Source organism: Brevibacillus sp. MER 51, from assembly GCF_023714195.1.
In the GTDB taxonomy this organism is placed as follows: domain Bacteria; phylum Bacillota; class Bacilli; order Brevibacillales; family Brevibacillaceae; genus Brevibacillus.
In genome coordinates this window covers 23044-36445 of record NZ_JAMAUS010000024.1, presented here as the reverse complement: position 1 = coordinate 36445, position 13402 = coordinate 23044, and the positions used below count along the sequence as shown (strand labels likewise).

Here is a 13402-nt window from a genome sequence, read left to right as displayed (position 1 = left end):
AACTTTAGTTAGCGGACAATTTAGATTGATTGGCGTAGCGTTATATTTGCCCGTTGTAAAACATTCTTTCTTATCCGTTGATGGAACGCCGTGTGCGATGAAAGTCGCCTGCACGGTGTAGGCTCGAACGAAGACCCTCACATTTAGTAGGGAATAAGTCGGGAATAGCTATGAATTGATTGCCAGACCTGCTATAATTTTGCAACCAGCTGGACTTGCGATTAGCCAAGCAAACGTCATCGTTAAGTATGGTGAGTATACGTATTGGTCGTATACCCCTTCATCGAATGACCTCGTTTTGGTTGTCGTCGCATTTGATTCCAACAATCAGGAAGTCAAACGCTGGGAAGTTCCTGGTTATAGGTATACAATCGACATTGGGATCGATAACCAAAATAAAACAGTGGTGTTCTACATGTGGCAAAAGGTAGGAGTCTTTGAAAACGGTTCTTATCCGGTTTCGTTTACCTGGGAACAGTTGAAAATCAACTAATCCACCATCAACGGCCCCCGGGTTAATCCCGGGGTATTTTTCTCACCAAGTTGGGGAATTTCCTACTTTCTACAATTACCGTTTTGTTAAAGTGACCACTTTCAGTGCTGCGTTACAGATCGCTTCTTGTACCGTCATCCCAGTGCCGATCTTCTTGACAGACACATCATCAAAGTCTGCTTGCCAAGCGTACTTTCATTGTCCTCGGCGTAACTAAGGACAAAGAAGTACGTTTGTTCTTTAATCTTCTCCACCACTTGCCACGCATTGGCTATGTTTTGGAGTGAGTTCCAGTCTTTTTCCTTTGTTGCCAAGCTCCCATCCCATCACCTTCGTTGCCAGCGTTTCTATGATTTGTTTTTCGGTCATTGTCATTATCCACCCAACCCTATTTTCATCGGCTCCAACACTTCCCCTGTGTCCACATCTACAATCTGCCACTTGTAAAAGCTGTCGGCGTACCACCTAGCTACATACGAAACGTGCCTGAAGTCGCTCCAATGAGTAGCTTCCTCGATACTCTCCACATCATCATACGGATAGGCGCACGGATTGTAGTTCCCGTTATGCTTCAGAAACGACTTAGTCTCCTTTCATTAGCCATCATCGTACTTTCTACAGCTAACAAAATGTCTTCGCTTTCCTTTCGGGTAGGTCGCCAACCAGCAGCCCACATCTTGATCCTGACTTCTTCCAGCATATCGGGAGGTAATCTCCAACCCTTTATTGCATCTTCCGCGCTAGCTCTAGGAAACATATCTTTCGCCCCTGATTTTTGTTTGGAAAGAAACTCGGTAGTTTCTTATGTTTGTCGCAAGCGTTGACGGTTACAGGTGCCAGTCTATCGCTCTTGCCCTTCTTCGTGAACACCGTCCCTTTCGTCGTAGCCTTTTCCGTGCATCCGTTGTAATTGCAGTCGCCCACTTCGTTCACTCCCTAGCTATTTCGATAAACCCATCGACACATATCTCTTTCATTTCTGATAAGATTGATAAGTTGCCAACTTGTCGTTTCCCACCCGGTTTTCATTACTGTGATATAATGAAAATAAAAACAATGGGGTGTATTGTTGAAGAGACAGTTTTTGATGATTGTAAGTGATGTAACAAAACCACAAATGGATAGAGTCACCGAAGCAGTAAAAGATTTTAACGAATTCATTGACTTGATTCCAATTGAGTCTAAATCTGATGGAGGCTATAGCCTATACATCGATATTCAAAAAGGCGATGTTGCTATAACAGTCTCAGATACACGAACATTCCTGAGAAATTGGTTTAAGCCTTTAAAAATAGAATGTGATTCAAATCCACGAGACTTTTATTAAAAGTCCTTTTTAAATACACATTTTGTAAAACCATATCCCTTCTTGTTTCTAATATTGATGTACAGTAAGATTTAGGAAAACCATTAGGGAGTAGAAAAATGGTCACTTGTTATTTGAAATATGTTATTGACCCATATCAGGTAAGTGTTTTTGAAGAATATGCAAAGATGTGGATACCTCTTGTCAACAAGTTTGGCGGACATCATCATGGCTATTTCCTTCCTCATGAAGGTGCTAATAATATTGCTTATGCCTTATTTAGTTTTCCTAGTTTGGCAGAATATGAGGATTATCGAAAGAGAATACTGGTCGATGAAGATTGCCAACTTGCCTTCTCACTCGCAGAGCAAACAAAGTGCATCATCAGTTACGAGCGAAGTTTCTTGCGTCCGGTGTTTGAATAATTTTCCTTCAACCTTGTCCATCCTTAAGATAGGATGGGCTTTTTTATATAATGAGCATTTAGCATCCATCCGCTATATGCCGGGCAGCGAGAAGATTGTCTGCTGACCCACTTGATCAGCTGCCACTGGATTGATCCAGATAACTTCTGTTCTAATGCGCCCCGTTTTATAAATCATTATCGTAACCACTTAGTATCACGGATCCCGGATATTCGTCTAATGCGTCGAGCAATTCAATATGGTCCGCGGAACTCCTGGTTAGCATTCTCTGCTTGTTCAGCAGTCCGCACCCCTTGAACGAACATCTTCTTCTCTAGGGTTCCTTTTGCGTTATCCCAAGCCAATAAATCCTTCTATAACCCGTCATCGAGATAGCTATGTAGTAAGTATGATGGTTGGATTTGTGTCGAAGTTGAAATACTGCTTGTGGGACCTCATTTTTTGAGCGAGTTTTTACTCATTATTAAAGCTAGAATTTTGGAATGCAATCTTTCCAGGTCGGTACATGCAAAAAAACGGCATCTCTGCCGTTTTTCGTAGCCCCTATATTCACCAATCTAGTCCTTTGCTGTATTCAGCTCTGCTTCAATCTGGGAGTTTTTCGACGACTCACCCATACGCCAGTAAACGAGGAGGCTTATTGCAATACAAGCTGCTACATAGTAATAGAAGAGAGACTCGTTCCCGATACTTTTGAACCATAGCGCGATGAACTCCGCTGTTCCTCCAAAGATCGCGACTGTCACCCCGTATGGAAAGCCTACACCCAGAGCACGAATGGCGGTAGGAAACATCTCGGCTTTCACGATTGCGTTGATGGACGTATAACCGGTAACAATGATAAGACCAGACAGCATCAGCAGGAAAGCGATATATGGGCTAGTCGTTTGTTCCAGGAGCATAAACATCGGTACGGTCCACAATGTTCCAAGAATACCGAAACCAATCAACAGCGGGCGCCGTCCAATTCGGTCGGACAGCATACCAGCAAGCGGCTGCAAGACGACAAATACGAGCAATGCGGTAAAGTTAATCCAGCTAACGATATCTTTCGGCAGTCCTACCGTAATCACCATGAATTTTTGCAAATAGGTCGTGTAGGTGTTAAAGGCAATGGTTCCCCCGAGCGTAAGACCAACGACTGCCAATACCGCCTTCGGATGCTTCATCAGCTCTCGAAGCGTACCCGCCTTTTCCTTGTTTTTCGACTCCATTTTGGTATACTGCTCTGATTCGTCCATACTGCGGCGCAACCACAACACGGCTACTGCGCCAAACGCTCCGATGATGAACGGAATTCGCCAGCCCCATGCCATCATCGCTTCTTCCGGGAGTATTTGCTGCAAGATAATTTGCACACCCAGCGCCAGCAATTGTCCACTGATCAGCGTGACGTACTGGAAGCTAGAATAGAACCCTCGGCGACCACTCGAAGCCATCTCGGACAAGTACGTGGCAGATGTTCCGTATTCCCCGCCAAGCGAAAGACCTTGGAGCAGGCGGGCAAGAACGAGAATAATAGGCGCAAACACGCCGATGGTTTCATAGTTTGGTGTTACGGCAATCACCAGAGAACCACCTGCCATGATGGTAACAGACAGCGTCAACGCAGCACGGCGTCCGTGACGGTCAGCGTATCGGCCAAGGAGCAAGCTCCCAATCGGTCTCATTAAAAATCCAATAGCAAAAACAGCGGCAGTATTCAATAACTGGCTGGTAGCGTCTCCTTTTGGAAAAAACTGAGACGAGAAGTACACCGCAAAAGCTGCATAGACATACCAGTCATACCATTCAATCAGGTTCCCCAGTGAACCTTTAAAGATGTTGCTTGTGATTCGCCGCGTATTTTCACGATCACTCGTTGGCTTCATTGCTGCCCCCTCCTTATGTTTGACCCGAATCCATTCGAAATTGGCATCGTTTAACCGCTTACAAATCAAACCATGCTTTGAAAGGGTTTACATATTCACCAGGATGGATTCTCGAAGAACTGTTTTTATTTTAAGTTGTTTGTTTTGCTAGAATCTATTGAATACTTCCAGATGTGCAAAAACGGCATCCGAGCTGCCGAAAAACCCAGTTGAGTTACATTGATTTTTCGACCAGTTCGGGCTACCCTTTTCCATAGGGAGGCGGCTGTTATGACAATCACTATGCTTCTGGGACTGCTTGAAAACATCTCTGTAATTGCAGTCATCGCCCTTATCATCGGCCAACTCGATTACTTTCGGAACATCATGTACGGGAAAAACAACTGGATGCGGATCGTGATCCTCTCCACCCTGTTCGGGTTCCTGTCGGTAATCGGAACGGAGAATGGGCTACGGGTCAATGACGCACTCGCCAATACGCGCATTGTGGGTGCCGTCGCGGGCGGGTTGATCGGAGGGCCAGTCGTCGGTTTTTTGGCCGGCCTTATCGGAGGTATTCATCGCTATTCGATCGGTGGATTTACCGCATTCGCCTGTGCCATCTCGACCGTAATGAACGGCTATTTGGCCGGGATCGTCAGCACGAAAATGAATATGCTGCGTCTGAAATGGCAGCATATCGTACTGATTGGCGTCACAGCCGAGCTCATTCAAAAAGTTATGGTGCTTCTTATGGCCAAGCCTTTTTCAGCGGCACTCGAACTGGAAGTAAAAATCGCAATCCCGACCACGATTATGACCATTGCAGGGCTGTTGCTTTTCACGCGCGTTTTCCAAAATCTCAAAATGATGCAAGACCAGTCCGGCGCATTGGGGGCAAACCTTGCCTTGTCGATTGCCAGCCAGACGTTGCCTCATCTACGGACCGGGCTTAATGAATATTCTGCGAAAAAAACCGCTGAGCTGATCCGTGAAATGGCCAGAGTGGATGCTGTCGCCATTACCGACCGCGAAAAGCTGCTCAGTGCAAAAGGCCATGAACTGGAGAATCATGTGCAAAAAGAGACGCTGTGCGCACAGGTAGCGGAAGCTGTTTTGACCCACCCTACTGGGGAATGGTGCGACAAAGATTTTGCTCTTCCGCGTCCGCCCCGCCTAAAATCGATCAGCGCCGCGTCGTTATATCATCAAAACCAGAAAATCGGGACGTTGCAATTCTACTATAAAACCTCTTCCTCCAAGACGTCCCAGACTAACGAGAAGTTGGTGGACGGCCTGGCCAAGCTGCTGTCGGTCCAAATTGAGCTCGCGGAGATTGAGCATCAAGCGAAAATGCGGAAGCAGGCTGAAGTAAGCGCCCTGCAAGCACAAATCAACCCGCATTTTCTGTTCAACACCTTGGGGACGATTATGTCCTACTGTCGTACAGACCCTGATCAGGCGAGAAACTTGATCGGTCATTTAAGCAACATCTTCAGGCGCAATTTGAAAAGCAAGGGAAATCATCACAGCTTGCAGGAAGAGCTGGACGGAATCAAGTCGTATTTGGAAATCGAGAAGGTCAGATTTAGCAACCGTTTAAAGGTGAACATGGAGATCGACGAATCTCTGCTGGAGTGCAAATTGCCTGTCCTGACTTTGCAGCCAATCGTGGAAAATGCCATTCACCATGGACTTTCCCCAAAAGTTAGCGATTGTCTGCTCACGATTCGAGTGGAACCGTTTGGCCAAGAAGTGAAAATCAGCATTGAAGACAATGGAGTTGGAATCAGTGAAGAGCGTTTGGCCGAAATCTGGAACAGCCAATCGAAAGGCATCGGCCTTGTCAATGTCCATTCACGGCTGCAATCCATTTATGGCAAAAAATATGGCCTCACGATTCAAAGCAAGCCCGGTTTGGGAACAGTCGTATCCTTTGTCGCTCCGTTAACCGCATTTGAAAAGGAAGTGCATCCAGATGCTCCTGAAAACAATCATCATCGATGACGAGCCAGCCATTTGTTCCGAATTGGAATATTTGCTGAAAAAATATATCGATATCCAGGTGGACGCAATTTATACCAATCCCTTGGAAGCATTGCCTCATATCATCAATTCCGAGCCTGATTTGCTCATGCTCGATATTCAGATGCCCGGAATGAATGGGCTTGAATTTGCCAAAACATTGAATCAGATGTCCAATCCCCCCTTGATCGTTTTTTCGACTGCCTATCATGAACACGCTCTGGAGGCTTTTTCCACGCTGGCAGTGGGCTATTTGACCAAACCGATCATGGAATCGAAATTGGACGATGTGATCCAAAAAGTGAGGACACTGAGGAAGCGATCGGCCATGAATGACCGCGCCGCGACAGTTCTCCCGATGGAAGAGCATGTCTGCATCCGGAAGACCAACAAGATCATCCCGATCCCTGTAGGGCAGATTTACTTTGCGTTTGTGCGGGAGAAAGATTTATATGTGGCGACAAAAGAGAGTATCGATAAGTGTGATTTGTCCTTAAATGAGCTAGAGGAGATTTTGAATCGGTCCCGTTCTTTTTTTAGAAGTCATCGGAATTATATTTTGAATGTGAAGTATATTAAAGAGATTATTCCGTGGTTTAATAATACGTATTTGATTAAGATGAATGATGATAGTCAGATGGATATTCCCGTTAGCAGGGGGAGGATGAAAGCGTTTCGGGGGTTGATGAATTTGTGAGTTTTGGGGGAAGAACAATGATGAACGGGGCGGGGAGAGAGTATCTCTTCGCTTCGTTTTTCAGCGAAGCGCGAGCATATTCGAGTTCCATGATAGCTACTCAAAGCTTTAAGCTTTCTAAAACATCCGTAGGACCTAGGGGATTTGTTATACAAAAAGATACAAAAAACGGCATCTCTGCCGTTTCAGTTATGGCTATATGATGGAGCATAGCGGAATCGAACCGCTGACCTACCTGTCAGTAAGTCTAGTACGATTTTTTTATTAGTTTTGATGAGATGTCCTAAGTTGGTGTAATCGTTGATACAGTTGGCAGACAAGTAGCATACAAAGAACAAGGATTTTACTCTCTTATTAACTGGTGCAACGTCTTCCCATCATCCCGCTTCCATTCTATCCATCCATTAGAACTTCTCGCTAAAACTACATCGGCTGCTGAGCTAGGTGAACTGAAAATATGATCTTGGTCAAATACATACAGATTACCTTTTTGCACTAACACTCCAGCATCCAATAACCTTTTTCTAAGGCTTTTGGAAGTACCGCTTGCCGATGAAGATTCGTTGAAATTTGCTGTTGAACCTTTGAATACCACAAATCCTTCATCCGTATATTCTCCAGTAGCTAATGCGTCTTTTCCTTTACAGAACAATAGCTCTTTCTGTTTAACCCGAGTTATATCTTCAAAGACCGGAAAACCAAGTGTAGCCAATAGTATTTTGATTGACTCAAAATCATCTAATAAGTCCGCTTCCATTGATTCCGTAATATATGATTTTGTTGGAATCGTCGAATTTTCTAGCTCATACCGTCCAATCGCTTTTGCCTGGGTGTAGCAAAACCATTCAAGGAATTTAATGTGTGATTTCGTCAAGGAGTTGGTCTTGGAAGTAACTATTGCACAAGTATTCCAAAAATCTTTTGCTTTGTTATGTTGCTTTATCCTATGATAACAGTCTTCTGCCTCACCTACATATACCAAGGGGCGTCCAGAAACTTCAGATTCTCCAAAGAGAAAATACACACCCACATCATTCACTTCTGGTCTATTACCAACTACATCCATTTTATTCCTCGGAAAGGAAATAATCTTCATTACTCTACTGGTAAATTCTGCAATTCGAATGCTACGTGGAGAACCGTCTGGAAGAAAAATTTGAATGGTTTTTGCTGTGTTTATCCTGTCCATATTATCCACCTTTGGCTACCTAATGGCTAAAGATTGCATTACAACTGTTAATGATATAAAGAAGTTTTATCCTTCAGCTAAATTACAATTAATATAAGTGTAACTTATTAACAGCAAAACTTAAATCTGCAATTCAGTATGCCGTCTTGTTTTACTTGTGGCTTATCAGTTTTAATAAAAGCAAGAGGATGACTAGCAAATGGAGAGATACGATGCAAGATGTGCCAGGCCGAAATAATGTGACATTACGATTTAGCTTCCGGAACCTTCCTAAAGGTTTGTCCGCAGCTTTCCTTTAACTTGATTTTTGGGAGCTGATCATTTTCCTCCCCGATTTGCCCAAATAATAACCTGTGTCATAGCGCTCATTTCGAAGCTGTTTAAATTTCACCTCATCTTCTATAAGACTCTTTGTGCGTTCCTGTCGCAACCAAGGCAATGAAGTCGCTTAATATGCGATCTACTCAAGAAACTGAATCTTTCCAGGCTGTGGAAGATTTGTTCTTGTCTTTCTATCCTGTTGACTTTGGCTATCATCTATCTTCTCCTTTCTTAATTGGATAATAAGATGAGGACTTTTCGCCGTTACGACTCGTGAAGCGGTACTATTTTGAACTCAAAAACAAAGCTTCGCATTGCTATTTGGGTTGCCTTGACCTGGAATAACATCTCCAATTGTGGGTACTGGGTAGCTAATACTTGCCAGTAGTTAAGACCAGCTCCCAATCGGGCGAGGCACCGTTCCTTTAGTTCTTTCTCTGCTTTGGTAAACAAAATTAAAAAGGCCACCTTTTCAGGTGACCTCTCAAAGTTGGATAGACCTAGTCGTATCAATGCTTTAAGTATGGTGGAGCATAGCGGGATCGAACCGCTGACCTCTACACTGCCAGTGTAGCGCTCTCCCAGCTGAGCTAATGCCCCATATGTATGGTACTTCCAGCGTTTACCGCCTCAGTGAAATCAGTATAGCATACGCCCGCCGTACACTGCAAGCGAAAAAATCTGATAAATCCCCGTCCCAATTGAAAAAAACCACGAAAAAAAGCCAACCGATTTCCACCGATTGGCTCCTCTCTTTTCCCTCTCAATCCCACTATCTCACCGTCACCACAATCGGTGTCTTCTTCCCACCATATTGCACGTAAATCGTCGCTTTACCCGACCCTGTAGCCTTGATGATGCCATCTTTCACATCGGCTACCAACAGGCGAGAAGTGGTCCAGAGAGCTGGCTTGGATACATCTTGCTCAGAGCCATCTGCATACGTCGCGATGGCTTTCACTTGCTTCGTTTCACCTTTGTTCATCACGAGCTGAACGACATCTGTCTTCAAGTATTTCAACGTATCTACATCCACTGGGATGGACACGCTCTTGTCGTTGTACCTAGCTGTAACCGTAGCTTTTCCGAAGGCACGTCCTGATACGAGGCCTTTGGTTACGTCAGCTACCTTGTAGTTGCTCGTCTTCCAGTCAGCCAGATTGGTCACATCCATGGTGCGGCCATCGGAGAAGGTAGCTGTCAAGGTTACTTGTACGTTGCTGTTCGACTTCGTAGATACAAAGCGCTTGTCTGCTTCGAGCTTGCTTACGATTCCGACTTCTACCGGAATGCTGATCGATTTGCCACCGTATTTCGCGGTGATCGTCGCACGTCCGTTTGAGAGGCCTGTTACGCGGCCGTTTACCACATCCGCTACTTTCAGCGAGGACGAGGACCATTCTGCATCGTTGGTCACATTGTCCGAATTGCCAGCGGAGTTTGTTGCGCTCAGCTTGATGTCTTTTGATTCATTGACGTTCAAGATCAGCATGCGAGGATCAACAGAGAGATTCGTCGCTTGGTCTACTTCTACTGCAATGGAAACCGACTTGCCATCAAAGGTACCTGTTACGGTCGTTTTCCCTGCTCCTGTCGCCGTGATCTTTCCGTTCATTACTTCTGCTACAGCAGCAGAAGCTGTGCTCCATGTCGCTGTATCTGTTACATCCTTAGTCGTTCCATCTGCGTACGCTGCTGTCAGCTTGACGATTTCGGACTTGCCATTGCCAAGCACGATCTTTTTCTTGTCTACCGTCAATGTCTGCATGACGCCAACGGATACGGAAATGTTCACTGTGCGTGTTCCGTATGTAGCGGTCACTGTCGCTGCACCTGTGGACACACCTGTGATCAAGCCTTGACGCACGCTTGCTACGCTAGGTGCACTCGATGACCATACGACTTTTTGTGTGACATCTTCGGCAGAGCTTCCATCTGGATACGAAGCCTTTACCGTCACTTGCTTCGCGCCACCGACAGGGATTGCTACTGTCGTGATATCTGCGGTCAAGTTTTGCGGTACATCTACATCGACAACCAGTGTCGCTGTTTTTCCGCCGTATTTTGCCGTTACATTCGCTGTTCCAGCCTTGTAGGCGGATACGGTCTTGCCATTTGCAAATACGACATCTGCATTATCCGAAGACCACTCTACTTTTGAAGTGACATCTTCACTTGTACCATTCGCGAAGGACGCGTTTACAACCACATCTTTCGTTGTCCCGCTTTTCATCGTCAAGAAAGCAGGATTGATATACAAGGAACGGGGTACTTCTACATCTACGCGTACCTGAACGGATTTGTTTCCGTATTTCGCAGTAATCACCGCTTCACCGGACTTCACCGCATGGATTTTTCCGTTGCTGTAGTAAGCAACATCCTCGCGATCTGAGGACCATTCGGCCTTATCGTTCACTACTGTGGAACCGCCATTATTGGCATAAGTTGCTTTCAGCTCGATGTCTTCTTCTTTGCCTACATTCATGAAAATGTTTTGCTTGTTGAGTTCCAGCTTTTGCGTTGTATCCACATCGACTTTGATCGTCGCTGTTTTTGTTCCATACTTCGCCGTAATGGTTGCTGTGCCTGCGCCATAAGCCTTGATCGTACCTTTTAGCGCATCGGCTACTGCGGTATTGTCTGAAGACCATTCAGCCTTGTCAGAGACGTCTTCCGTTACACTTCCATCCGGGAAAATGGCTTTGAGCTTGATTTTTTCTTCGCCGTTCAGCAAGAGTGAAACCTGGTTTTTGCTAGGCTCCAGTCTGTGTGCAATCTCTACATTGACAGAGATAGTCGTCGTCTGGCTGCCGAATTTTGCTGTCACTGTACCAGATCCTGAATTCAGACCTTTGATTGCTCCATTTACTACAGTCGCAATCGCAGGATTATCGATGGACCAGTCTGCTTTAGTCGTTACGTCTTCTGTTGTCCCATCGCTGTATACAGCTGTCAGCTTTACATTTTCCGTGCTGCCAATTCTCACGTTCAACGTTTGTTCTTCTGTTGTCAGTGCCTTTACCTTTTTGGTTACAGTCACACCCACTACGACAGGCTTACCCATGTAAGTAGCTGTAATGGTAGATTTCCCTACCGATTTGGCTGTGATCTGTCCGGCATAAACAGTAGCGATATTCGCGTCCTGTGTCGTCCATTCTGTCTTGACGGTGACGTCTTCCGTTTTTCCGCTCACATAAATAGCGGTAGCCGTCAGGTTAGTAGAATCTCCATTTTCCAGTGTTACCTCGTTCTTGGACAGAACGAGTCGGCTGATTTCATCGGCAGCCAATCCTACCCCTGCGTTTCCAGTCCCCACTAATAGAAAGACGGCCAGAAACAAGAGCATCGTTTTTTTCCAGAACATTGCTAGCCTCCCTCGCAAGTATGAAATTTGCTGTTCTTCGAAACCATTCCACCATTACTATATCGGCAAAGAGCAAGAAACAATTTACTAGTTTTTCGTGTCAGGCATATGTCAAACTTTGTAACTAGACCTCATTTCAAACGTCTAAATAAAGAGAGACTACGAGGGAGATATCGAAAAATGAAAAATCGAACGATAAACGCACAGCGTCCTTGCTGGCGCAGGATATGGATCGTGTTGGGGATTGTCACGCTGCTCGGTTTACTATGGTCGGGCTACAACTGGTACCGTATCGAACAAATGATTAAGAACGCCAACGCCAGACACGCAACCGTCGGCATTGTCCTTGGTGCAGCCGTCTGGGGTGAGGGACCTAGTCCTGGTCTGCGCGAACGTCTGGAGCAGGCGGCGACCCTATATGAAGAAGGCTATGTATCGAAGCTGCTGGTCACAGGCGGCCTTGGTGCAGGCAAAACGATCACGGAAGCTGCGGTAAGCAAAAATTACTTGGTGGCCAAGGGAATTCCCGAAGAAGACATTTTGCTAGAAAGCAAGTCTACCAGCACATACGAAAACCTGCTTTACGGCCAGCAGGTCTTGGAGGAACATCATATTCAAGACGCCCTGATCATCAGCCACGACTACCACTTGGCCCGTGCCATGATCATGGCTGATTCACTGGGAATTGTCGCCTCGCCTGTGGGGACGACGTCACACGTCCTGTTTGGACCGTATCATAAGGCGCGAGAAGTACTCGCCCTCACGCATTGGGAGCTCTCTCGCATCTGGACACACGTGCTAGGAACGGTGGTTCTCGCGTAAAATTTCATACACATCGACAAAATGGCGGATTCGCTCCATGATGCGAGCCGCTTTTGTTTGTTCGATCCGATTTCCGTTGGAGATAGACAAATGCTCTTGCAGTTCAGTAAGCGAGTAGTTGGAAGTAAACAGCGTAGGTAAATGGTTGTTTGCCCGCTGATTCAGTATAACCCCCAAAATCTCGTCCCGAACCCATGGCGTCAGGTTCTCCGCGCCGATATCATCGAGGATTAGGACCGGTACTTCTTTCAGCAACTCCAGCTTGCCCGCATACGATTGATCCGAGATAGAGTCCTTCATCTCCCGGATAAAGTCAGGCACATACACCAGCAAGGAAGCGACATTGCGCTCTGAGAGCTCGCGACCGATTGCTCCCATGATGTAGCTTTTCCCAACACCAAACGGACCGTGCAAATAAAGTCCTTTTACCCGCTCGCCTGTTCCGACTTTTTCACAGAATTGAATCGCGGCATCTACGGTTGCCAAATTCCCGGAGTCAATGACCAAGCCCTCAAAGCTCGCGTTCAAGGTCTCTTCGGAAACGTAGTAGCTGCGCATCAGTCGACGGCGGCGAATCTCTTCCTCATACGACAGTTGCTTGGAGCAGGGCGTCATCGAGCTGATAATATGCTGATGAGCCAGCTCCAAATGAGTGCTATGCCCCTTGACCAGATTCGGGCATTCGCCAAGACCCGGACAACGTTCACACCAATACTGCTCCTTGACTGCCGTATAGATGTTGGAGAGCGAGCGAAGGTAATCGTCTCTGGTCAATGCGGGATGCTCTTGTTGAAATGCTTTTAAATACGCTGACGAACGGAACATTTTATCTAACTGCTGATCCGGTGTCAGCAGCTGACGCGGTGTTCGTTTCGCGAGCTCTTGCATAAACTCACTGATAGATTCCACG

Annotated in this window: 12 protein-coding genes and 1 tRNA gene; 6 read left to right on the top strand and 7 right to left on the bottom strand. The window is 45.9% G+C overall.

Features of this window, described 5'->3' with window-relative positions; genetic code table 11:
- Nucleotides 1–175 precede the first annotated feature (175 nt).
- Nucleotides 176–493, top strand: a complete 318-nt coding sequence (locus M3630_RS28615; RefSeq protein WP_251254441.1) for a hypothetical protein — start codon at nt 176–178, stop codon at nt 491–493.
- A 240-nt stretch (nt 494–733) separates the two neighbouring features.
- Here the strand turns inward: M3630_RS28615 and M3630_RS31035 are convergent, their stop codons facing one another.
- Nucleotides 734–862 (bottom strand): hypothetical protein, encoded by a 129-nt coding sequence (locus M3630_RS31035; protein ID WP_285862872.1) that lies wholly within the window; start codon nt 860–862, stop codon nt 734–736.
- A gap of 718 nt (nt 863–1580) precedes the next feature.
- Here M3630_RS31035 and M3630_RS28610 point away from each other — a divergent pair.
- Complete coding sequence (locus M3630_RS28610; protein WP_251254440.1) at nt 1581–1820, top strand: hypothetical protein; 240 nt, start codon at nt 1581–1583, stop codon at nt 1818–1820.
- Nucleotides 1821–1918: 98 nt separating this feature from the next.
- On the top strand, nt 1919–2224 hold the full coding sequence (locus tag M3630_RS28605) for an NIPSNAP family protein (protein ID WP_173608843.1): 306 nt from the start codon (nt 1919–1921) through the stop codon (nt 2222–2224).
- 557 nt (nt 2225–2781) lie between these two features.
- Here the strand turns inward: M3630_RS28605 and M3630_RS28595 are convergent.
- Nucleotides 2782–4095, bottom strand: a complete 1314-nt coding sequence (locus M3630_RS28595) for an MFS transporter (protein ID WP_251254439.1) — start codon at nt 4093–4095, stop codon at nt 2782–2784.
- A 270-nt stretch (nt 4096–4365) separates the two neighbouring features.
- Here M3630_RS28595 and M3630_RS28590 point away from each other — a divergent pair, with 270 nt between their 5' ends.
- Both M3630_RS28590 and M3630_RS28585 read left to right on the top strand, forming a co-directional pair.
- Nucleotides 4366–6081 carry a LytS/YhcK type 5TM receptor domain-containing protein gene (locus M3630_RS28590; RefSeq protein ID WP_251254438.1) on the top strand — a complete coding sequence of 572 codons (1716 nt, stop codon included), beginning with the start codon at nt 4366–4368 and terminating at the stop codon, nt 6079–6081.
- The gene (locus tag M3630_RS28585; protein WP_251254437.1) at nt 6053–6796 is read left to right on the top strand and encodes a LytR/AlgR family response regulator transcription factor; all 744 of its coding nucleotides are present in this window, start codon (nt 6053–6055) and stop codon (nt 6794–6796) included. The genes M3630_RS28590 and M3630_RS28585 overlap by 29 nt, the downstream gene beginning before the upstream one ends.
- Nucleotides 6797–7139: 343 nt before the next feature.
- Here M3630_RS28585 and M3630_RS28580 read toward each other — a convergent pair whose 3' ends face one another.
- The 4 genes from M3630_RS28580 to M3630_RS28565 all read right to left on the bottom strand — a co-directional run bounded on the left by M3630_RS28580 (nt 7140) and on the right by M3630_RS28565 (nt 11670).
- Nucleotides 7140–7985, bottom strand: a complete 846-nt coding sequence (locus M3630_RS28580; protein WP_251254436.1) for a GIY-YIG nuclease family protein — start codon at nt 7983–7985, stop codon at nt 7140–7142.
- Between the two features lie 585 nt (nt 7986–8570).
- Nucleotides 8571–8759 (bottom strand): hypothetical protein, encoded by a 189-nt coding sequence (locus tag M3630_RS28575; RefSeq protein WP_251254435.1) that lies wholly within the window; start codon nt 8757–8759, stop codon nt 8571–8573.
- Between the two features lie 71 nt (nt 8760–8830).
- Nucleotides 8831–8906 (bottom strand) — tRNA-Ala (locus M3630_RS28570).
- A 172-nt stretch (nt 8907–9078) separates the two neighbouring features.
- Entirely contained in the window at nt 9079–11670 is a 2592-nt protein-coding gene (locus M3630_RS28565; RefSeq protein ID WP_251254434.1) for an Ig-like domain-containing protein, read from the bottom strand.
- Nucleotides 11671–11850: 180 nt separating this feature from the next.
- Here M3630_RS28565 and M3630_RS28560 point away from each other — a divergent pair, with 180 nt between their 5' ends.
- A complete protein-coding gene (locus tag M3630_RS28560) occupies nt 11851–12492 on the top strand; it encodes a YdcF family protein (protein WP_251254433.1) in 642 nt (213 codons plus the stop codon).
- On the opposite strand, the gene dnaI is transcribed toward M3630_RS28560, so the two are convergent.
- Nucleotides 12469–13401 (bottom strand): primosomal protein DnaI, encoded by a 933-nt coding sequence (gene dnaI / locus M3630_RS28555; protein ID WP_173608851.1) that lies wholly within the window; start codon nt 13399–13401, stop codon nt 12469–12471. The two genes, M3630_RS28560 and dnaI, sit on opposite strands and share 24 nt — an antisense overlap.
- Between the last annotated feature and the right edge of the window lies 1 nt (nt 13402).